The following is a 19246-nucleotide window of genomic DNA, read 5'->3' as shown; positions in this document are numbered from 1 at the left end:
GGGTTACTCACCCGCGCCCTTGTCGCTTTCAAAAAAATCAGTTGACCCGCGAGCTGCACTCCACCGGGTCGCTGCAGGTGGCGTCCACGGCTTGCAGGGTGGTCATGCCGCTGGCTTGGGGCGTGACCTGGAGCTGCACGTCGCTGTCGCGATAGACGATCTCGCCTTGCGTGTCGGCCGGTGCCGGCTGCGGGTCCTGTGGCGTGGCGAGGCGGGAGGCGTCGCTGCCGATGGGAAGGACCAGGAAGCTGCCGCCCTGGGTCGCGAAGGCGGCGCGCACGTTGCCGTTCAGATCGTTGATCTGGATATAGCGAATACCGTCGCGCTCGAACACGTACACGTGCCAGCGTGGGCTGGAACTCACGTCCTGGGCGTTGGGCCACGCTTGGCCAAGGCCGGTCGCGCCGCGGTTGCTCGCCATGGCTGGTCCGGCGACCGCCACCCCTGCCAGCAGCGCGATGGCTGCGAGCGTCTTGAAACCACGAGTCGGCAGATGCCGCATATGCGTCCCCTCCATTGCTAACTGTTTCGGAAGATGCCGTAAGGTGGCATCTCATTTCAACCGGCGCCACCAGGGGCGCCGAGCTCTGGTTTGCGCTTCCGGGCTTGAAGTCACAAGTGCCTGAATGTGATGTGCATCAAAGGTTTGATCAAAACTTTGCCAAAAGCAGGTGAATTCGAGCTTCAGCTCCGTCAAGGAATGCGTGGCAAACGTTCACGTGTTGCGTGACGGAAAATCGCCTCATTTCATGGACTCGTCGCTCGCGACCTTTGCGATTCCGAATGCCGATGCCAACTTGCGTGAAGCCTGACGAGCCGCGCGTATCGGCAGTTGCCATGCACGGATAGTGCCGACCTCATGCCTGTTGCGATGTCGGTCAAAGCGCTTTCCGGCTGACGGCGATGGCGGTATCGCTCCGCAAGCATTTGGCGATTACCGAACATCACCGCGCCTCTAGCCACGCGGCTGCGGCGCCTTCGGTACGGACTTGCGGTGCCCCAGGATCAACCCACCTTCGTGCGGAAATGAAAGCACTCGATGCCGAAGCCCTGGCGGAAATAGAAGCGGTGCGCCTGCTCACGGATCACCCGCGAAATGAGCTGGACTTCGCTGCAGCCGTTGGCCCGCGCCTCGTCCTTGAGCCGGGCCACCAGTTGCGTTCCGTAACCCTTGGAACGCACCTGTTCGTCGGCGACGAGATCGTCGACGTAGAGCAGCCGGCCGCAATACAACATGTTCATGAAGCGATAGACCGCCACGGCCCTGACCACGCCCGCGTCCGCCAGCACGAGCATTTTCAGTCCATCGCTCGCCATGAGGCCGCGCAGGAGCGGTACATAGCTCCCGGGTTCCAGATGCGGGCGAAGCTGCCGCATGACGTCAAAACTTGCCGCGATCTGGTCGTCGGTCTCGGCATGGAAAATCGTCACGGTCATGCGGCGCGCTCCGGGTCGTTGATCGGGCATAGCTTGCATGTTGCCTCTGCCGCATGGCTATCCTGGCGAGGGCGTTAATCCGACGCCGCCGCTCGGGAGGCAACTGCCGGATGACCGATGTCTCGACCTACCTCGAGCAGCCCGCGCCGCCCGCGCTGGCCGGCCGGGTGGTGTGTACCTGGCGGTTCCGCCAGGGCCTGAGCGTGGCGCCGGTCCGTGTACTGCCGGATGGGCACATCGACTTGATCTGGGACGGACGCAGCCTGTTCGTCGCCGGACCGGACACGGCGGCCGCCATGGCGCACCTGACGCCGGGTCTCACGCTGACCGGCCTGCGCCTGGCGCCCGGCGCAGGCGCCAGTCTGCTCGGTCTGCCCTTGCACGAACTGACCGACCAACGGGTTGCCATGTCCGATCTATGGGGCCAGCGCGGGGCGAGTCTGGAGCGAGTGATCGGCGAAGGGCAGGATCCCGCAGCCGCGATGCTGGCATGGTGCGCCGGGCAGGCCGGCGAGCCGGACGGCCGTATGCGCCAACTGTTCCGGTTCCTGGCCCGTGGCGAAGGCGTACGCGTCACCGAACTGGCCGCCACGCTCGGCTACAGCGAGCGCTCACTGCGCCGGCATTGCCTGGATGCCTTCGGCTATGGTCCCAAGACACTGGACCGCATCCTGCGCCTGCAGCGCTTCCTGCGGCTGGCGCCCGGGCACGCCAGCCTGACTTCCGCGGCGCTGGCTGCCGGCTATGCGGACGCACCCCATCTCGTGCGCGACTCGCAGCAGCTGACCGGACTGAGTCCGGGCGAGCTGGTGGCGCACCATGGTCGGTGAATGGCCGTTTTGTCCAAGCCGGCGTCCGTGTCGGCCTCGTATGCTCGGGGCATGCCCACCTTGACCCGGAGACTTTCCATGCCGCGTTCTGAGCAGCACCACCGCATCGATTACCTCGAACTCGCCGTCACCTCGATCCCCGCAGCAAAGCGCTTTTACGGCCAGGCCTTCGGCTGGACTTTCCAGGACTACGGCCCGGACTACTGCGAATTCCGCGACGGCCGGCTTACCGGCGGCTTCTTTCATGGCGAGCCGAAGCCGGGCGGCGCCCTGGTGGTGCTGTATTCAAATGATCTGGCGGCGACACAGACCGCGATCGAAGCGGCGGGCGGAAAGATCGTGCGTCCCCTGTTCGAGTTCCCCGGCGGGCGGCGGTTCCACTTCACCGACCCGGACGGTTACGAACTGGCCGTGTGGTCGGAAGCCTGATCCGCTGCGGGCCGGCTACGCCGTCGTCTCCATCGCCACCACGTCCCTGCGCGGCGGCGCGCCGAACATGCGCGAATATTCCCGGCTGAACTGCGATGGGCTTTCGTAGCCCACCTGGTACGCCGCGGTTTCCGCATTGGCGACGCCTGCCAGCATCAGATGGCGGGCTTCCAGCAGGCGAAGTTGCTTCTGGTACTGCAGCGGTGTCATCGCGGTCAGCGCCTTGAACTGGCGGTGGAAGGCCGAGGGGCTCATCCGCGCGATCGCGGCCAAGTCTTCGATGCGCACGGTGCCGGCGAACTGGTCGCGCAGGACATGGATCGCCTTGATCACCCGCTGCGCATGCCCATTCCCCAACACCATGCCGGCCACGTCGCCGCCGTGCGGCCCGGTGAGCAGCCAGTAATACAGTTCCCGCAGCGCCATAGGCGCCAGCATGGGGATGGCCTCCGGTGTGTCGAGCAGTCGCGCGAGCCGCAGCACGCAGTCGGCCATGGCGCCATCGAAGTGGGTGACGAAGACGCCGTGTCGCACCTGGCCAGACAGGGCCGGCGGCGCCGGCAGGCCTTCCATGACTTCGCGCATCAGCGCCGGGTCGAATTCGATGACGGCGCTGAGATACGGCTCGGCCGCGCTGGCGCGGACCACGCGGCTGAGGCCGGGCACTTCCACGCTCACCACCAAGGCTTCGCCGGCGCGATAGTCGAAGCGCCGGCCGCCGAAGATGCTGCACTTGGCGCCTTGCACCACCACGCACAGCACCGGCTTGAACACGATGTGCGCGGGCTGTCGGCGCAGGTCCGTGCGGATGAAGGAAAACCCCTTGATCGGCGTGAGCACGTGGCCTTCACCGCCATGGGCATCGGTATATCGCTTGACGATCTGGGCCAGCGTGTCCGGCATGGGACGGTCCTCGAACGGATGCCGGCATGCTAGCGCCATTGCCCGGCCGTGCGCCGGGCCGCGAGCAGGATCAGGCAAGAATGGGGTGGCTTCCGGCATTCGGCGCGTCGCCCCGGGTGCCTAAGCTTCTTCGTCATCGATACCCCAGACGGAGAAGCCTCATGAATGCCATCGCCACAGAAAAGCCTGGTACGAAGATCGCCATCGTCACCGGCGGAAGTCGCGGCCTGGGCCGCAACACCGTACTGAGCCTCGCTCGGCGCGGCGTGGATGCCATCTTTACCTACCGCTCCAACCAGGCAGAAGCCGCGGAAGTAGTGCAGCTGGCCGCCGCCGCCGGGCGCAAGGCCATCGCGCTGCCGCTGGATACGGGCAACACGGGGGAGTTCGACGTGTTCGTCCACGAGGTCCGCAAGGCGCTCGATGCGCTGGATGCGGAACGTTTCGACTACCTCGTCAACAACGCCGGCACTTCGCATCACGCACTCATTGCCGAGACCACCGAGGAGGACCTGGACAGTCTTTACCGCGTCCACTTCAAGGGCGTGTTCTTTCTCACGCAGAAACTGCTGCCGCTGATCAATGACGGCGGACGCATCGTCAACGTGTCCAGCGGGCTCACGCGTTTCTCATACCCGGGCAGTGCTTCGTACGCGTCCATGAAGGGAGCCGTCGAGGTGCTGACGCGCTACCTCGCCAAGGAACTGGGTTCCCGTGGCATCGCCGTGAACACGGTGGCGCCGGGCGCGGTGCAGACCGATTTCAGCGGCGGCATCGTGCGCGACAACCCGGAAGTCAACCGGCAGGTGTCCGAGATGACTGCGCTCGGCCGTCCCGGCGTGCCGGACGACATCGGCCCGATGATCGCCTCGCTGCTGTCGGAGGAGAACCGCTGGGTGAATGCGCAGCGCATCGAGGTCTCGGGCGGCATGGTGATCTGAGGCGGGACTGACGGTGCCGGCCCGTGCCATCGGGCCGGTCCATCCGCCACGCCGGCGCGATTCACTGTGCACGGCGAGCGGACATGAGCGCGTGCTGCGGATACGACAAGGCTGTCGATTTAGCGGCAACCCGGGTGTGCAAAGGCGTCGTCGCGCGCTGCCAACTACGCACGCAGCCACATGCGCTCAGGGCGGCGATTCGCGCTCCAGGCAACCGTCGCGCCAGTAGGCGTAGGCGAGCGCGGGAGTGATCTGCGGGCGTTCGAACAGCTTGCGGATGTCGTCCCGGTGCATGCGCGCCGTCGTTCCCTGGGCAAAGAGCGTGCGCACCGGCGGTATCCGCTTGACCACCGTTGCCTCCGGCACCCCGGCGTCGCGCAGCGCGGCCGCATAGGCGTAGGTCTGGCCGACGTAGGTGCAATAGGCCTCGAAGGCCTTGCGATCGGTGGCGTTCGCGCAGTTGGCGCACAGGCCGAGAGCGAGAGCGAAAAGCATGCGGTGCATGAGGGATGCCTGCGGTGTAGTCGTGGCCGGAACGGACGCCCGATCCCATGCGTCCCCACCACGCTACGTCAGCGCCGCAATGCTGAGTACGGAACGACGACGAAAACGGCGCGGTGCGTCGGCGTCTGCGGGCCTTACTTCAGCACCTGTTCCACGTCGACGATCTCCACGCCCTGCATCTGTCCCAACAGGCTGTCGAACCACGGCTTGTGCGTGGCGCCGACGATGGACAGCACGCGCGCACCCGGCGTCTCGCGGAATGTGGCGCGGACGTTCGCCACCATGCGCAGATTGCGCGTCTCCCAGCCTGCTACATACATCTGCCCATAGTGCTGGGGCGAGGTGTCGCGCAGCGCGGCGCCGAAATCGCTTTCGATCGCGGTCTGCAAGACGTCAGGCCGGTTGATGAAGCGATACACGCCGAGCATGTCGCCTTTTTCCCAAAGCGCTTTCCGGGTATTTCGATTCGGCGTCTCTGCCGCGGACATGCGGTCCCACGCCTGCTGGATGGCCTTGCCGTAAGCCGCACCGTCCGCGACGTCGACGTTGTCGCCGGTGTGGTCGTCAACCGGGTAGACGCGCTGCAGGCCGAGCCGTGCGGCAAGGCGCGCGGCGACCTGGATGCTTTCGTCGTTGCGCGTAAGGCTGCGCTCCAGCTCCTTCGCGAGCGCGTCGTCGAGACCGTCGCCGGCATGACGATCGGCCGCCGGCAGCTGCAGCCATTGCACGAGCGCGGAGGTGAAGTCGCCCGCCGCCAGAAATACCGCTGCCAGTTGCCTGCGCTGCGCGGGTGCCGGTTGCGCAGGCCAATCCTTCAGCAGGCTTTTCGATTCGGCCACGGCCGCCGGCACGTCGAGACCGGTGGCGGCCTTTGCTCTGGCCGTGTCCCCGCAGAAGGGTGCGAAGTCTTCCGGCGCGTAGAGCTTCGGAAAGCGAGCGGTGTGGTCGCAGCTTTCGCCGGAAAGATGCTCGATGGTGATGATCTGCGGCCGGTAGGCCGCCAGCCGGTCGATCAGCGGCGCGAGCGACGCCGGCGTAAAGGACTTCGGCGCTTCACGCAGGTGCACGGTGCCCAGTACCAGCACCTGCGTGCGCGCCCCGGCGAGATGCTTGCCGACGGCGGTCAGATCGACGCGCGACTGCGCCGACGCGGCAACGGCTGCCGCCAGCAGCAGCGGAGACAACACCCAGCGTGTGAACATGAGACGTCCCTGGCCATGGATCAGGCGCAGGACGCTAGCGCGCCGCTTCGTGGGGCGGCCAGTGCTGAAAAGCAGGGGGCGAGGGCTCCGCGTGACCCGGGCGAATTACTTGCGCTCGTTGCGCTTGGGCTGCGGCTTCTCGGGGGCGTAGCCGGGATGCAGCGGGTCGCGGTCGAAATGGCCGGACTTGGCGTAGTGCTTGGTCTTTTCCTCGGCCGGCGGTTCCTTCTTGAACGGCTTGCTGGCATAGGCGGAATGGATTTCGGCCAGCGTGATGTCTTTGGGGGTTGGATTCATCGCGGTCTCCGGTTGGTGTGGGCGGAACGGCCCACCGTATGCCCATGTCCTGTGGGCACGGGTATGGATATCGGGAAGGTGCGGGGCAGGTCAGGCGTAGCCGCCCGCGCCGCGCGGCGGCATGGCATCGATCAGCCGCTCGAGGGTCGCCGAGCCGCCGGCGACGGCCTTGGCCAGCAGCCCGGCGCCATCGCCCGCGTCCAGTGCGCGGCACAGGAAATGCCAGCGGGTGGCATCGCGTTCGGCGCCGCCATCCGGCGCCGCCAGCAATTCGCGCAGGCTGCGCATGGCCTGCTCGGCCGCGTAGCCGATGGGTTGCCCCGCGGCTGCGGCTTCGAGCACGGGCAGTGCCGTCTTACGGCACCAGTCGAGGAGAAGGTGGTCGTTCATGGGCGCCTCCACCCGGCATGAGATTCGGCGGGCCAGCACCCGGTGGGGCGATGCAGACTCGGCCTCACCGTAGAGGAGGAGACATTAACGTTTAGTCAACCGGTTCTTGGCATTCGCGCGACTGGGCTGGCGCGATCCGAGCGTCATGACTTCATGCGAACGGCGCTTTCCGGCACCGGCGCGGGCGATGCCGCCTTTTGATTGCCATGCTTTCGCCCGCCGTGATCTCGGATGCCCCCGTACCATCGCGGCTCCCATGTCGACAGGAGAGACGACCATGCCGTTTCCGCTCGCCCGGCTCGGTGCCGCCGCCTTGCTGATCGCCACGACCACCGTCGTCGCCGCGCCATCGAAAGACACGGATGCCGAACTCCGCCGGCTTGCCGAAGGCTTCATGCGCGACCACCGCATCCCCGGCATGGCGATCGCGATCACCGTGGACGGCAGGGAGCGCTTCTACAACTTCGGCGTGGCATCGAAGGAGACCGGGCGAGAGGTCACCAGCGATACGCTGTTCGAACTCGGCTCCATCAGCAAGACCTTCCTCGCCACGTTGGCGGCGTATGCGCAGGAGGAGGGCAAGCTTTCGTTGACCGGCAGTGTGGAAACCTATCTGCCCGAGTTCCGCGGTAAGCCATTCGGCGCGGTGTCGCTCGTCAACCTCGGCACGCATACGGCCGGCGGCTTTCCGCTGCAGGTACCGGACGAGGTGACCAACCAGGATCAGCTCGTCGCCTGGCTCAAGGCATGGAAGCCGCGCTATGCCGCCGGCACGCAGCGTACCTACGCCAATCCGAGCATCGGCATGCTCGGCGCGATCGCCGCCAGGCAGCTCGGCGCGCCTTACGCCGACGCCGCCGAGAAGACGATGTTCCCCAAGCTCGGCCTCACCGACACTTACGTACGTGTACCGGCCGGCAAGATGGACGCCTATGCGCAGGGCTACAACAACAAGGACGCGCCGATCCGCGTCGGCCCCGGCCCGCTCGATGCCGAAGCCTACGGCGTGAAGTCCACCGCGAAGGACCTTCTCCATTACGTCGAGGTGCAACTCGGCGAAGCGCCAGTCGAGCCGGCCATGCGGCATGCCATCGCCGCCACCCACGTCGGCTACTACCGCAGCGGCCCCATGACCCAGGACCTCGCCTGGGAGCACTATCCCTGGCCCGTCAGCAAGACCGACCTGCTCACCGGCAACGCCAGCCGCATGATCCGCGAAGACCAGCCGGCCACTGCACTGAATCCACCCCAGCCCGCAACGAACGACTCGGTGATCAACAAGACCGGCGCCACCAACGGCTTCGGCGCCTACGTGGCCTTCGTGCCGGCGCGCAAGCTCGGCCTGGTGATCCTGGCGAACCACAATCATCCGACGGAGGCGCGGGTGGGGTTCGCCTATGAGGTGTTGCGGCTGTTCGCGCCGGAGCTCTCCCGTCGATAGTCAGGAGAAATCACCTCTCCTTCACGGTTACAGAACTGACACATCCCGTTGCTAGCCTCCGGCGTATGTATGTTGTGAAGCGTCACCCGGCGCGAGATCGAGCCGACCGGTGAACCGGAGGTCGGCCATGAAGTACGCGGGATGGGCGCTGGTCGTGGCATGTGGGTTCTGTTGGGGGGCGGGCCATGCAGTGGAATGGCAGGCGGCGGATGTCGAGCCGGTCGATGGCGCGCACGGGCGCCTGCGCTTCGATATCGGGCCGCAGCCTTTGAGTACCGCAGTGAGGGCCTTCAGCGACATCACCGGTCAAGCCTTGCTGGTGGACGAGCGCCTGCTGGTCGGGCGCGTATCCCCGGGGGCGCGCGGGGAGTTCACTGCCGAGGATGCCTTGCGTCGGCTGCTCGCCGGTACGGGATTGCGCGAGCGGTATGCCTCGGACAAGGCCTTCACGCTCATGCCATCGGGTGAAGCCGGGACGGGCATGACGGCAGTGGCTTCGGCCGCATCCGCCGACGCCGACAGCGCGATGACGACGAGTTACGGCGCCGTCCTGCAGGCCGCCGTCGAATCGGCGCTGTGCCGCTCCGAGCGCACGCGGCCGGGCGCCTACCGCCTGGCCTTGCAAGTATGGGTGGCGCCCTCGGGCGAGCTGCTTCGCGTGCGCCTGCTCGGCAGCACAGGAGAGATCGAACGCGACCAGGCGGTCGAGGCCGTGCTCGGGGGCTTGCGCGTGGATGCGCCGCCCGCCGGTCTGGCCCAGCCCCTGACGCTGTTGCTGCTGCCCGCCGACGCTTCGCGTCCGGCGCGTTGCTGAGGCCGTCGATGGCGTCGTCCTCGCTGTCCCTGATGGGCTTGTTCCTGGAATGGCAACCGGAACTGCGCAAGCGGTTGCGCCGGCGCCTGGGCTCGGACGATCTGGTCAACGACGTCTTGCAGGAAACCTATCTGCGCGTGGAACGCCTGGGCGATGCCTCGGTGGTTTCGCACAACCCCGCCGGCTATCTGTTCCGCATGGCGCTCAACGTGGCCGCCGATCAGCGCCAGGCCGAGTCGCGCTACCTCACCGGCGAGGAAGTGGAGGAACTGCTCCACATCGCCGACGAAGCGCTGGACCCCGCACGCATCGCCCACGCCCGCATCGAGATCGCGGCGCTGGAGCACGCCATGCGCGAGCTCACCGAGCGCCAGCGCGCCATCCTCATCGCCGCCCGCGTGGACGATCTGCCGCAGCAGGAAATCGCCGACCGTTTCCGCATCTCGGTGCGGATGGTGGGCAAAGAGCTGAAGAAAGCCCTGGAGCATTGCGGCGATCGCCTGGGGCGCCGTGTCGTGCAACGGTTCGGTCCGGGGGCCGGAAAAGCGTCTTGAGAGATATGGAACCGACCACCGCCAGCATGAGCCACGATTCGCCGCTGCACCGCGAGGCGCGCGACTGGCTGCTGCTGCTCACCTCCGGCCGCGCCACCTTGGCCGACGCACAGGGCTTTCGGCGCTGGTGCGCGCAGAGCGTCGCGCACGCGCGGGCCTTCGCCGAAACGCGGTTGATGTGGGAACGCCTGGGCAGCGCCGCGGCTAGCCTCGCACAGCGCGAGCGCGCCACCGAAACGTCCGCCGTCGCGCCGCGCCGCATGAGCCGCCGCGCCTTCCTGGGCGGCGCCGTGGCTGCCTCCGCCGCGGCCTTGCTGCTGACGCAGCCGCCGTTGCGCCTGTGGCCTCCTGGCCTGTCCGACCTCTCCGCCGATTTCCGCACCGCCACCGGCGAACAGCGCACCGTGCAGTTGGCACCGGGCGTGACGGTGGAAATGAACACCCAGACCGCGTTCAACCTGCGCAAGGTCGATGGGCGACTGGTGGGCATGGAGCTGCTCGATGGCGAAGTGCAGCTGCGGATGTCGGACGGCGCGGGCGATTTCACGGTATGGGCCGAGAAAGGCCGCGTGCAGCCAATGCCGGGCTCGCAGTGCAACGTACGTTGCCTTGGCGGCGACGTGGAAGTCACCGCCTTGGACGGCAGCGTGCAGCTCGATTACCGCGGCCACCGCGAGGCCTTAGGCGCCGCGCAGCAGGCGAGCTACGGCGCGCACGACATGACGCCGCCCGCGGCGGCGGACCTGGATCGCGCGATGGCCTGGCGCCGCCGCGTGCTGGTGTTCGACGACCAGCCGTTGTCGGACGTGGTGGCTGAGATCAACCGGTATCGGCCAGGGCGGCTGGTGTTGACCAGTGACACGCTGGCGTCGCGGAAGGTGCGGGCGCGGTTTTCGTTGAATCAGTTGTCGGATGTGGCGACGTTGATTCATGAGGCGTTTGGGGCGCGGGTGACGGAGTTGCCGGGGGGGATTTTGTTGTTGAGTTGATGGGGGTGCTGCGCGCTTTGCGCTGTCGCTGCGCCTTCATCGCGTAGGTTGGGGTGAGCTTGCGAACCCCGACGGGGGCTGAGGAGCGCCTCGTCCTCTCATGTCGCCTCGTGGCCAGTCGTGTCTCGCCCCTCGCGGGGCGAGGGTTTCGCTCTCCTGCCGGAGAGCGAGTTACTTCTTCTTGCTTGCCCATCCCCTCAAGGGGGACCACGAGAAGAAGTAACCAAGAAGAAGGGCACCCTGCGCGGCGCCCTCCGGTGGCCTTCGCCACCTCCGGGTGCGTTGAGGGCTGGCCGGGCTTTTCGACAGGACATCCATGTCCTGATCGAAAAGGCGGGGACGTCCTGTCCCCGCCCGCCTGCGGCGGCCTGATCGTCCAGCCCTCACCGCCGCGAAGGGAACCCGGCAGATCAAGAGCCACACGGAGCATCGGGCTGCGCCCTCGCTCTCGTTATGTCTTAGCTGCTTGCCTCGGTACCGCACTTCTCCTTCTCCCCTCCGGGGAGAAGGCGGGATGAGGGGTGGGTGCTTGCCGAAACGCTGCCAAGAACGAGCCCTACCACCCCTCACCATTGCGCCTCATCCACGACAAGGTGAAATCCACGTCCACAATGTCCGTCCATGTGACATTCCCATGTCACTTCCACCCGCAAACAAGCCGAAACATCCCTCGTCATGAATTTTTCGTGACGCAGGTTCAGTTCCCTCGAAAGCCTTCCGTCTTAGGGGCAAGGGATGGAGGCATGGGCTGGGATGCCCACCGGATATCTTCGCCCGGCGCGCCCGCGTGGCGCGCCGGAAATCTCGATCGGGCTTTGGGCGCGGCTGGTGCGGCGCGCCCCAGGGAAGGTGTGCGTGCGAGTCGTCAAGCGTGTGGGTTCAAGCAGCCGGGTTGGCGTAGCCGTCTGGCCGTCCGTGAGCGAAGCGGGCCGCGCATCGGACATCTGTCTGTCGCAAACCGGTTACGCAGCAGGAGTTAGCTACCGGGATACGGAAACAGGGGCGGCCGAATGGATCGGAGCGTCGCGATGAAGAGCCGCATGCGGCCGCTCCTCCTGGCGATCACGCTGGCATGGGCCGGCACCGCGCAGGCGCAGGAAGGCGCGACGCCCGCGCAGGACGCGCCGGCGCGCTTCGATGTCAACGAGTACCTCGTGCGCGGCAACACGCTGCTGCCGGCGGTAGACATCGAGCAGGCGGTGGAGCCGTTCCTGGGGCCCGGGCGCAGCCTCGACGATGTGCACGCCGCGCGCGATGCATTGCAGAAGATCTACCAGGCCAAGGGCTACCAGTCCGTCACAGTGGAAGTGCCGCCGCAGCAGGTGCGCAACGGCGTGCTGCTGCTGAAGGTCACCGAGAACAGCATCGGACGCGTGCGCGTCGAAGGCGCGCGCTATCACTCGCCGCAGGCCATTCGCGAAGCGGTCCCCGCGCTGGCCGAGGGCAGGGTGCCGAACTTCGCGCAGGCGCAGGAGCAGCTCGCGCAGGTGAATCGCCAGCCGGGCCAGCAGGTGGTGCCGCTGCTCAAGCCGGGCAGCCTGCCGCAGACCATGGATGTCACGCTGAAAGTGGAGGACAGCTACCCGCTGCATGCCAGCCTCGAAGTCAACAACGACCGCAGCGCCGACACACCGCCCCTGCGCGCGGTCGGCAACGTGCGCTACGACAACCTGTGGCAGCTGGGCCATGCCGTTTCCGCCACCTACATCGTGGCGCCGCAGGACCGCCATGCGGTGGAGGTCTATGCGCTGTCGTATCTCGCGCCGCTGGACAAGCAATGGAGCCTGCTCGGTTCCGGCTACAAGTCCAACAGCAACGCCAACACACTCGGCGGCACCACGGTGTTGGGCAAAGGCAACGCGGTGACCCTGCAGGCCATCCGCAACCTGCCCACGCTGGGCGATTACGGCCAATCGCTGTCGGTCGGCGTATCGCGCAAGCACTTCGACCAGCGGCTCACACTGGGCGACCAGCAATCGGCGGTGCCGATCACTTACTACCCGTGGACGGTGAGCTATACCGGCCAGCGCACGCGCGACGTGTCCTCGCTGGGCTTCACCGCTGCCGCCAACTTCGGCACGCGCGGCGCGGGCAGCGGCCGGCTCGAGTTCGACAACCAGCGCTACAACGCGAAGCAGAACTTCGCCTACGTGCGCCTGGATGCCAATTACACCCGAGCTTTCGCCGACGGCGTCGCCCTGGCTCTGCGCGCGAGCGGCCAGCTCGCCGATTCGCCGCTGGTTTCCAGCGAGCAGTTCGCCGCCGGCGGCGCCAACAGCGTGCGCGGTTTTCTTTCCGCGGAAGACACGGGCGACAACGGCGCCTCGGCCTCGGTGGAAGTGCGCACGCCGTCGGTGGCCTCCTGGTTCGGCAAATACGTCAACGAGTGGCGCTTCCACTGGTTCGTCGATGGCTCGCGCATCTTGCTGATCGATCCGCTGCCCGAGCAGCGCGGCCGCTTCACCTTGCTGAGCACGGGCCTCGGTACGCGCTTCACGCTCTTCGATACGGTCAATGGCGAGCTGGAATACGCCTATCCGCTCAAGGACGGCTCCCGCACGCGCGCCCACGACGGGCGCTGGCTGTTCAGCGTGAAAGCCGGTCTGTAGGGCGACGGTGCATGAAACCGCTTCCTTCTTCTTTCTCGATTACGACGTCCTTCTCGTCTAGGGGTGCAACGACGATGCGTTACCTGATCCTTGCGTGGCTGCTGTGCCTGGCCTGCCTGCCGCGCCTCGCGCATGCGGCGGAGGCTGCCTGGTGGAACGACGACTGGGCGTACCGCAAACCCATCACGCTCGATACCAGCGGTACCGGCGCGCTCCTGCCGCAGTCGCCGGGCCGGGCGGCGGTGCTGGTCCGCCTGCATCCGGGCAACTTCCAGTTCGACGGCACCGCGAAGGATGGCGCGGACCTGCGCTTCATCGCCGCCGACGGCAAGACGCCGCTCAACTACCAGATCGACAGCTTCGACCCGGTCATGGGCGTGGGCCAGGTCTGGGTGGACGTGACGGAGCTGCCGGCCAACGGCAAGCAGACCCTCTGGATGTACTACGGCAATGCCAAGGCCACGGCGCAGAGCAGCGGCGCGGCCACGTTCGATGCCGACCACACGCTGGTTTACCACTTCGAGGAAGCCGCCGCGGGTGCGCCGAAGGACGCCACCGCGTATGCCAACCACGCGCAATCCGGCAGCGTGCAGCCGGTCGATGGCGGCATCGTCGGCAAGGCCGCCCGTTTCGACGGCAACACAGTGCTGACCCTGCCCTCCAGCGCCTCCCTCAACGAGGCCGCGGGCGGCGCCTTCACCTTCAGCGCGTGGATCAAGCTGGACGCAGTGCCGGCGACGCCGACCGCGCTGTACGCCCGCCGGCAGGACGGCCGCGCCCTGGTGATCGGCCTGAATGGCGGCGCGCCGTACGTCGAAGTGAGCGACGGCCACGCACCGCAGCGCAGCGCCGCGGGCGAACCGCTGAAGGCCGGCCAGTGGAGCCTGCTGGCGGTGACCTTCGACGCGCAGCAGGCCACGGTGTACGTCAATGGCCAGAAGTACGCGACGCTGGCCACCGCGATGCCGGCCCTCGGCACGGCCGCCACGCTGGGCGGCGACGCGGCGGGGCAGGGCGAGGGCCTGGCCAACTTCCTCGGCCTGATGGATGAGGTGCGGCTGTCGCGCGTGGCGCGTTCGCCGGTCGCGCTCGGCCTGGACGCGCTGTCGCAGGGCGCCGAATCGCGCCTGGTGCAGTACGGCGAGGACGAGAAGAAGTCCGGCGCCGGCTTCGGCTACTTCGGCATCATCGTCAAATCGGTGACCATGGACGCCTGGGTGGTGATCGCCATCCTGCTGGTGATGGCGGCGATCTCCTGGGTGGTGATGTGGCGGAAGGGCCGCTATGTCAGCGGCGTCACCGCCGCGAACGAGCGCTTCCTGGCGCGTTTCCGCGACCTCGGCACCGACCTGCTCGGCCTGGGCGAGAACGCCCGCGACCTGCGCGACTCCTCGCTCTATCGCCTCTACGAAATCGGCAAGAAAGAAGTGTGGCGCCGCAAGGACGCCAAGGGCCGCCTGGTCATCGCCACCGAATCGATCGAGGCGATCCGCGCGGTGATGGATTCCACCCTGGTGCGCGAGAACCAGAAACTGGCGCGCTCGATGGTGATGCTGACCATCGCGATCTCCGGCGGCCCCTTCCTCGGCCTGCTCGGCACGGTGGTCGGCGTGATGATCACCTTCGCGGCGATCGCTGCGGCGGGCGACGTCAACGTTAACGCGATCGCGCCGGGTATCGCCGCCGCGCTGCTGGCGACGGTGGCCGGCCTGTTCGTCGCGATCCCCGCGCTGTTCGGCTACAACTACCTGCTCACGCGCAACAAGGCGGTCACCGCGAACATGCAGGTGTTCGTGGACGAATTCGTCACCCGCCTGGCCGAACTCCACCGCGACGCCGACGCCGGCGCGGCGGCTTGAGGAGGACGCCGCCATGCACGTGCAGGACGACGACAAGCCCTACGACGACATCAACATCACGCCGATGCTGGACCTGGCGTACGTGCTGCTGGTGATCTTCATCATCATGACCACCGCCTCGGTGCAGGGCGTGAAGGTGAACCTGCCCAAGGCCAGCGCTTCGGTCAGCCTGGCCAAGCCGCAGACCAAGGCGATCACCGTCTCCGACAGCGGGCAGATCTTCCTGGACGCCTTCCCGGTGACGCTCGGCGAGCTGGAATCGCGGCTGCGCACGCAGAAGGCGCTGACGCCGGACTTCCCGATCATCGTGAAGGGCGATGCCAACGTGCAGTACCAGAAGGTGGTCGACATTCTCGACCTGCTGCGCCGGCTGGACCTGTCGCAGGTGGGCCTGGTCACCGGCAGGCAGTCGCCGGGCTGACGGGGGCGCGATGAACGCAACCGAACAGAGTCCGCATCCGCACCCGGGCGGCTGGCGCCGCTGGCGCGGCCGCCTCGTGGGCATCGCGGCGTTGCTGGTCGCCGGTGCGCTGGTGTGGCATTTCGCCGGGCATCAGGTGGGCGTGCGCCGCGAGGCGCCGCGCATCGCCACCATCACGCCGCTGCCGCCGCCTCCGCCGCCGCCGAAGGAAAAGCCGCCCGAGCCGAAGAAGCTCGAGGAGACCAAGCAGGAACTGCCCAAGCCGAACGAACCGGCCAAGCCGGTGGAAGCGCCCAAGGCGCCCGACGTGGCGAGGCAGGTGACCATCAATGGCCCGGCGCAGGCCGGCAACGACAGCTTCAATATCGGCGCGGGCGACGGCGGCGGCATGGTCGGCGCCAGCGGTGGTACGGGTGCCGGCGGCTCGTCGTACGAGCAATACCTCGGCTATGCGCTGCAGCAGGCGATCCAGCGCGACGAGCGCACGCGTCGGCTGGTGTTCGAGGTGAAGGTCAACCTGTGGATCGACGCCAGCGGCCGCATCACTCGCGCCGAGATGCTCAGTCCCAGCGGCGCCCCCGCCACCGACGAAGCGCTGCTGGATGTGCTGCGCGGCTTGAGCATCGACAGCCCGCCACCGCCGCGCATGAGCATGCCCGTGCGCGCCTCCATCCGCGGCAGGCGCCCCGTATGAGCGCCCGCACGAACCACGGTTTTCCCTTGTTGCGCGCGACGGTCCGCCGCGCGCCGCCACTTTCCCCGGAGTACCCCATGGATTCGAGGTTTTCCAAGCAACCGCAACGCCGCCGCGCGCTCTGCCTGGCCATCGGCCTGCTGCTGGCCGGCAGTGCGCCGGCCGTGCTCGCGCAGAACGCGGCGCCGTCGTCCAACGCCACCATCAACCTGATCCGGCTGATGGTGAAGAAAGGGCTGATCACACAGGCCGACGCGGACGGCTTGATCGCCGAGGCGAATGCCGAAGCTGAGCAGGCGCGCAAGACGCAAGCTTCGTCGGCAGTCGCCGCCAACGACGGCGTGCAGCCCGGCGACGTGCGCGTACCCTACGTGCCACAGAGCGTGCGCAACGAGATCCGCGAACAGGTCAAGCAGGAAGTCATCGCGCAGGCGCGCAGCGAACACTGGGCGCAGCCAGATGCGCTGCCGGAATGGCTGGACCGCATCGCGTGGTCGGGCGACCTGCGCGTGCGCGACGAGGGCCGCTATTTCAGCCGCGGCAACTCGCCGTACTTCATCGACTATGCCGCGCTCAACCGCGGCGGTCCGTTCGACGTCAACCAGATCGGCCGCGGCGTCAATCCGCCTATCGCCAACACGCAGCAGAACCGACCCAATATCCTGTCGATCCAGGCGCATCTGGGCGTGGATGTGAAGTTGGGCGACACGGTCACCGCCGGCGTGCGCATCGGTTCGGGTAACGACAACAATCCCGTGTCCACCACGCAGGCGCTGGGTGGCGGCCTGGCCAAGAAGAACCTGTGGCTGGACCGCGCGTGGCTGCGCTGGCAGCCGGTGGAGTGGGGCGCGATCGTCGCCGGCCGCTTCGCCAATCCGTTCTTCGTCACCGACCTGATCTACTCGCCGGAATTGAACTTCGACGGTATCGCGGGGCAGGGGCACTGGAAGCTCGGCAGTGACATCGATGGCTTCGTCAACGGCGGCCTGTTCCCCGTCCAGTACGCCGGCAACGACACGCCGTCGCAGGCATTCGGCTACCAGAAGAACCGCAGCGACCAGAAGTGGCTCTCGGCGGTGCAGCTCGGCGCGCACTGGAAGATCGACGAAGACATGCAGTGGAGCGCGGCACTGGCCTATTACTACTACGACAAGATGCGCGGCCGTCTTTCCGAGCCATGCCCGATCTACACCGGCATCAATTTCTGCAGCACCGACGCCGATGCCCCGCAGTACATGCAGAAGGGCAACTCGGTGTTCCTGCTGCGCAACATCGTCCCGGACCCGGCCTCGCCGGGCAATTACGCACAGCCGCAGCTGGTGGGCCTGGCCTACGACTATCACCTGCTCAACCTCGCCAGCCAGTTCGATTTCGCCGTGGGCAGCACGCCGGTGCGCGTGCAGGCCGACTACGTGCGCAACATGGCCTATCACGAGAAGGAAGCCTTCAAACGCTATCCGGACGGCTTGGGCCAGCCGGTCAACAACTACGAGGCGGCGAGTTCGCCCACGGAGACCGGTGCCTACAAGAGCGGCGCGGTGGGCTGGCTGTTGCGCGGCATCCTGGGCAATCCCAGCCCGATGAAGGCGCACGACTGGAACGTCGCCTTCGGCTACAAGTACCTGCAGCCCGATGCGGTGCTCGACGGCCTGACCGATCCCAATTTCCACCTGGGCGGCACCAACGCCAAGGGCTTCATCGTCAGCGCCGACTACGGCATCGCTGAGCGCACCTGGCTGTCCGCGCGCTACTTCAACGCCAAGCAAGTCTTCGGCCCGCCGCTGTCGATCGACGTGGTGCAGCTCGAGATCAACAGCAAGTTCTGAGGGAGGCGCGTATGAAGATCATGACCCGCGCGTGCGTCGCCGTCGCCGTCGCCGCCCTGGCGCTGGCGCCATCCGCGCCTGCGCAAAGCCTGGAGGAACAGCTCCGTACGCAATTGCGCGACACGCGCAGCCAGTTGCAGGAGCTGCAGGGGCAGCAGGCGTCCTGGCAGGCGCAGAAGGCCGGCCTGGAAGGCGAGCGCGATCAGGCGCGCAAAGCGCTGGAGCAGGCGCAGGCGGAATTGAATCGCTTGCGCGCCGCCGCCGACGGCGGCAAGGCAGTGGCCGCCGAGCGCAGCGCCCGGCAACAGGCGGAGGCCTCGCTGCAGCAGGCGCGCCAGGAAAGCGCCGACGCCGCGGCGAAGCTCAAGGAGCAGCAAGGCCGCGACGGCGCCGTCCAGGCGCAGCTGCTCGAAGCGCAGCAGGCACTCGGTACCTGCAGCGCGCGCAACCAGAAGTTGTACGAAGTCGGACAGGAAATTCTCGACGCCTACGTGCACGTGGACATGGGCACGGTGATGGGCGCGCGCCAGCCGTTCGCGGCATCCGCGCGCGTGAAGCTGGAGAACGCCGCGCAGGCGTACGGCGACAAGTTGTACGAGCAGCGCTACGTGGCGCCCGCGGGGCGGCAGCCGTGAACGCCAGGGCGGCGCGCGTGCGATGGTCACGGCGCTGCCTGGTTGGATGGTTGTGTGTGTTGACCGGACAAGTTTCCGCGCAGGAGACACCGGCGGAAAACTGCGTCGACGTCAGCGTCAACCAGCACGCGGTGCTGGCCTACGACTGCCTGAGCCGGCAGCTCGGCGGAAACGGCGCGAAGCGCGCCGGCCCGCCGCCGCCGATGCTCGATGCGGTGGCGGGCGAGCCTTCGAACCGGCAAGTGGGCCAATACAACGCGGCGGCACTGGAACATCGCATGGGCTCCAACCTGGGGCGCAGCGTGATTCCGCAGCGGCCGGCGCCGACGTATCCGCGGCTGATGCCGCCGGGAGCGGTCGGTGGTCATTAAAAGCGCCACACGATGGAACCCTTCTCCCCTCCGGAGAGAAGGTGGCGGTCCCACGGGGATGCCGTTCGATCACAGCCGCATGAGGGGCGGGTGCTCGCGG

General features: G+C 67.3%; 21 protein-coding genes. 14 read left to right on the top strand and 7 right to left on the bottom strand.

Annotation, left to right across the window (positions count from 1 at the left end; all coding sequences use genetic code 11):
* Window positions 1–37 precede the first annotated feature (37 nt).
* Together RKE25_RS13655 and RKE25_RS13650 are read right to left on the bottom strand one after the other, a co-directional pair.
* Window positions 38–502, bottom strand: a complete 465-nt coding sequence (locus RKE25_RS13655; protein ID WP_311838654.1) for a hypothetical protein — start codon at window positions 500–502, stop codon at window positions 38–40.
* A 503-nt stretch (window positions 503–1005) separates the two neighbouring features.
* The gene (locus tag RKE25_RS13650) at window positions 1006–1437 is read right to left on the bottom strand and encodes a GNAT family N-acetyltransferase (RefSeq protein ID WP_311838653.1); all 432 of its coding nucleotides are present in this window, start codon (window positions 1435–1437) and stop codon (window positions 1006–1008) included.
* Between the two features lie 110 nt (window positions 1438–1547).
* On the opposite strand from RKE25_RS13650, the gene RKE25_RS13645 reads away from it, so the two are divergent.
* Both RKE25_RS13645 and RKE25_RS13640 read left to right on the top strand, forming a co-directional pair.
* A complete protein-coding gene (locus tag RKE25_RS13645; RefSeq protein ID WP_311838652.1) occupies window positions 1548–2267 on the top strand; it encodes a DUF6597 domain-containing transcriptional factor in 720 nt (239 codons plus the stop codon).
* Between the two features lie 78 nt (window positions 2268–2345).
* Entirely contained in the window at window positions 2346–2696 is a 351-nt protein-coding gene (locus RKE25_RS13640) for a VOC family protein (protein ID WP_311838651.1), read from the top strand.
* A gap of 15 nt (window positions 2697–2711) precedes the next feature.
* On the opposite strand, the gene RKE25_RS13635 is transcribed toward RKE25_RS13640, so the two are convergent.
* Entirely contained in the window at window positions 2712–3599 is an 888-nt protein-coding gene (locus tag RKE25_RS13635; RefSeq protein WP_311838650.1) for an AraC family transcriptional regulator, read from the bottom strand.
* A 161-nt stretch (window positions 3600–3760) separates the two neighbouring features.
* Here RKE25_RS13635 and RKE25_RS13630 point away from each other — a divergent pair, with 161 nt between their 5' ends.
* Window positions 3761–4540, top strand: a complete 780-nt coding sequence (locus tag RKE25_RS13630) for an SDR family oxidoreductase (RefSeq protein ID WP_311838649.1) — start codon at window positions 3761–3763, stop codon at window positions 4538–4540.
* A 186-nt stretch (window positions 4541–4726) separates the two neighbouring features.
* On the opposite strand, the gene RKE25_RS13625 is transcribed toward RKE25_RS13630, so the two are convergent.
* The 4 genes from RKE25_RS13625 to RKE25_RS13610 all read right to left on the bottom strand — a co-directional run bounded on the left by RKE25_RS13625 (window position 4727) and on the right by RKE25_RS13610 (window position 6933).
* Window positions 4727–5044 carry a hypothetical protein gene (locus tag RKE25_RS13625; RefSeq protein WP_311838648.1) on the bottom strand — a complete coding sequence of 106 codons (318 nt, stop codon included), beginning with the start codon at window positions 5042–5044 and terminating at the stop codon, window positions 4727–4729.
* A 134-nt stretch (window positions 5045–5178) separates the two neighbouring features.
* Entirely contained in the window at window positions 5179–6246 is a 1068-nt protein-coding gene (locus tag RKE25_RS13620) for a DUF5694 domain-containing protein (RefSeq protein ID WP_311838647.1), read from the bottom strand.
* 105 nt (window positions 6247–6351) lie between these two features.
* Window positions 6352–6543: a hypothetical protein gene (locus RKE25_RS13615; protein ID WP_311838646.1), complete on the bottom strand. Its 192-nt coding sequence runs from the start codon at window positions 6541–6543 to the stop codon at window positions 6352–6354.
* Window positions 6544–6633: 90 nt separating this feature from the next.
* Window positions 6634–6933: a hypothetical protein gene (locus RKE25_RS13610; protein ID WP_311838645.1), complete on the bottom strand. Its 300-nt coding sequence runs from the start codon at window positions 6931–6933 to the stop codon at window positions 6634–6636.
* Window positions 6934–7210: 277 nt separating this feature from the next.
* On the opposite strand from RKE25_RS13610, the gene ampC reads away from it, so the two are divergent.
* The 11 genes from ampC to RKE25_RS13555 all read left to right on the top strand — a co-directional run bounded on the left by ampC (window position 7211) and on the right by RKE25_RS13555 (window position 19146).
* Window positions 7211–8374, top strand: coding sequence for a class C beta-lactamase (gene ampC / locus RKE25_RS13605; RefSeq protein WP_311838644.1), 1164 nt, complete (start codon window positions 7211–7213; stop codon window positions 8372–8374).
* A gap of 127 nt (window positions 8375–8501) precedes the next feature.
* On the top strand, window positions 8502–9188 hold the full coding sequence (locus RKE25_RS13600) for an STN domain-containing protein (protein ID WP_311838643.1): 687 nt from the start codon (window positions 8502–8504) through the stop codon (window positions 9186–9188).
* An 8-nt stretch (window positions 9189–9196) separates the two neighbouring features.
* On the top strand, window positions 9197–9742 hold the full coding sequence (locus tag RKE25_RS13595) for a sigma-70 family RNA polymerase sigma factor (RefSeq protein ID WP_311838642.1): 546 nt from the start codon (window positions 9197–9199) through the stop codon (window positions 9740–9742).
* Between the two features lie 5 nt (window positions 9743–9747).
* Complete coding sequence (locus RKE25_RS13590; RefSeq protein WP_311842389.1) at window positions 9748–10731, top strand: DUF4880 domain-containing protein; 984 nt, start codon at window positions 9748–9750, stop codon at window positions 10729–10731.
* A 1040-nt stretch (window positions 10732–11771) separates the two neighbouring features.
* Window positions 11772–13340, top strand: coding sequence for a ShlB/FhaC/HecB family hemolysin secretion/activation protein (locus tag RKE25_RS13585; protein WP_311838641.1), 1569 nt, complete (start codon window positions 11772–11774; stop codon window positions 13338–13340).
* A 74-nt stretch (window positions 13341–13414) separates the two neighbouring features.
* Window positions 13415–15199: a DUF2341 domain-containing protein gene (locus RKE25_RS13580; RefSeq protein ID WP_311838640.1), complete on the top strand. Its 1785-nt coding sequence runs from the start codon at window positions 13415–13417 to the stop codon at window positions 15197–15199.
* Between the two features lie 13 nt (window positions 15200–15212).
* On the top strand, window positions 15213–15620 hold the full coding sequence (locus RKE25_RS13575) for a biopolymer transporter ExbD (protein ID WP_311838639.1): 408 nt from the start codon (window positions 15213–15215) through the stop codon (window positions 15618–15620).
* Window positions 15621–15630: 10 nt separating this feature from the next.
* Entirely contained in the window at window positions 15631–16314 is a 684-nt protein-coding gene (locus RKE25_RS13570) for a TonB family protein (protein WP_311838638.1), read from the top strand.
* 77 nt (window positions 16315–16391) lie between these two features.
* A complete protein-coding gene (locus RKE25_RS13565) occupies window positions 16392–18140 on the top strand; it encodes a putative porin (RefSeq protein WP_311838637.1) in 1749 nt (582 codons plus the stop codon).
* Between the two features lie 11 nt (window positions 18141–18151).
* Window positions 18152–18775: a hypothetical protein gene (locus tag RKE25_RS13560; protein ID WP_311838636.1), complete on the top strand. Its 624-nt coding sequence runs from the start codon at window positions 18152–18154 to the stop codon at window positions 18773–18775.
* Window positions 18776–18834: 59 nt separating this feature from the next.
* Complete coding sequence (locus tag RKE25_RS13555; protein WP_311838635.1) at window positions 18835–19146, top strand: hypothetical protein; 312 nt, start codon at window positions 18835–18837, stop codon at window positions 19144–19146.
* The last annotated feature ends 100 nt before the right edge of the window (window positions 19147–19246 follow it).

Origin of the sequence: Dyella sp. BiH032 (genome assembly GCF_031954525.1) — a bacterium.
Classification (GTDB): domain Bacteria; phylum Pseudomonadota; class Gammaproteobacteria; order Xanthomonadales; family Rhodanobacteraceae; genus Dyella_D.
The sequence above is the reverse complement of the archived record's forward strand: the minus strand, read 5'-3'. Positions and strand labels throughout refer to the sequence as shown.

What these genes read in the sequence shown, in the direction of transcription:
- RKE25_RS13585 (WP_311838641.1), top strand. Translation starts at nt 11,772, where the DNA reads ATGCGGCCGCTCCTCCTGGCGATCACGCTGGCATGGGCCGGCACCGCG.
- RKE25_RS13610 (WP_311838645.1), bottom strand. Translation starts at nt 6,933, where the DNA reads ATGAACGACCACCTTCTCCTCGACTGGTGCCGTAAGACGGCACTGCCC.
- RKE25_RS13625 (WP_311838648.1), bottom strand. Translation starts at nt 5,044, where the DNA reads ATGCACCGCATGCTTTTCGCTCTCGCTCTCGGCCTGTGCGCCAACTGC.
- RKE25_RS13595 (WP_311838642.1), top strand. Translation starts at nt 9,197, where the DNA reads ATGGCGTCGTCCTCGCTGTCCCTGATGGGCTTGTTCCTGGAATGGCAA.
- RKE25_RS13635 (WP_311838650.1), bottom strand. Translation starts at nt 3,599, where the DNA reads ATGCCGGACACGCTGGCCCAGATCGTCAAGCGATATACCGATGCCCAT.
- RKE25_RS13570 (WP_311838638.1), top strand. Translation starts at nt 15,631, where the DNA reads ATGAACGCAACCGAACAGAGTCCGCATCCGCACCCGGGCGGCTGGCGC.
- RKE25_RS13580 (WP_311838640.1), top strand. Translation starts at nt 13,415, where the DNA reads ATGCGTTACCTGATCCTTGCGTGGCTGCTGTGCCTGGCCTGCCTGCCG.
- RKE25_RS13565 (WP_311838637.1), top strand. Translation starts at nt 16,392, where the DNA reads ATGGATTCGAGGTTTTCCAAGCAACCGCAACGCCGCCGCGCGCTCTGC.
- RKE25_RS13630 (WP_311838649.1), top strand. Translation starts at nt 3,761, where the DNA reads ATGAATGCCATCGCCACAGAAAAGCCTGGTACGAAGATCGCCATCGTC.
- RKE25_RS13640 (WP_311838651.1), top strand. Translation starts at nt 2,346, where the DNA reads ATGCCGCGTTCTGAGCAGCACCACCGCATCGATTACCTCGAACTCGCC.
- RKE25_RS13645 (WP_311838652.1), top strand. Translation starts at nt 1,548, where the DNA reads ATGACCGATGTCTCGACCTACCTCGAGCAGCCCGCGCCGCCCGCGCTG.
- RKE25_RS13575 (WP_311838639.1), top strand. Translation starts at nt 15,213, where the DNA reads ATGCACGTGCAGGACGACGACAAGCCCTACGACGACATCAACATCACG.
- RKE25_RS13620 (WP_311838647.1), bottom strand. Translation starts at nt 6,246, where the DNA reads ATGTTCACACGCTGGGTGTTGTCTCCGCTGCTGCTGGCGGCAGCCGTT.
- ampC (WP_311838644.1), top strand. Translation starts at nt 7,211, where the DNA reads ATGCCGTTTCCGCTCGCCCGGCTCGGTGCCGCCGCCTTGCTGATCGCC.
- RKE25_RS13615 (WP_311838646.1), bottom strand. Translation starts at nt 6,543, where the DNA reads ATGAATCCAACCCCCAAAGACATCACGCTGGCCGAAATCCATTCCGCC.
- RKE25_RS13560 (WP_311838636.1), top strand. Translation starts at nt 18,152, where the DNA reads ATGAAGATCATGACCCGCGCGTGCGTCGCCGTCGCCGTCGCCGCCCTG.
- RKE25_RS13655 (WP_311838654.1), bottom strand. Translation starts at nt 502, where the DNA reads ATGCGGCATCTGCCGACTCGTGGTTTCAAGACGCTCGCAGCCATCGCG.
- RKE25_RS13600 (WP_311838643.1), top strand. Translation starts at nt 8,502, where the DNA reads ATGAAGTACGCGGGATGGGCGCTGGTCGTGGCATGTGGGTTCTGTTGG.
- RKE25_RS13650 (WP_311838653.1), bottom strand. Translation starts at nt 1,437, where the DNA reads ATGACCGTGACGATTTTCCATGCCGAGACCGACGACCAGATCGCGGCA.
- RKE25_RS13590 (WP_311842389.1), top strand. Translation starts at nt 9,748, where the DNA reads ATGGAACCGACCACCGCCAGCATGAGCCACGATTCGCCGCTGCACCGC.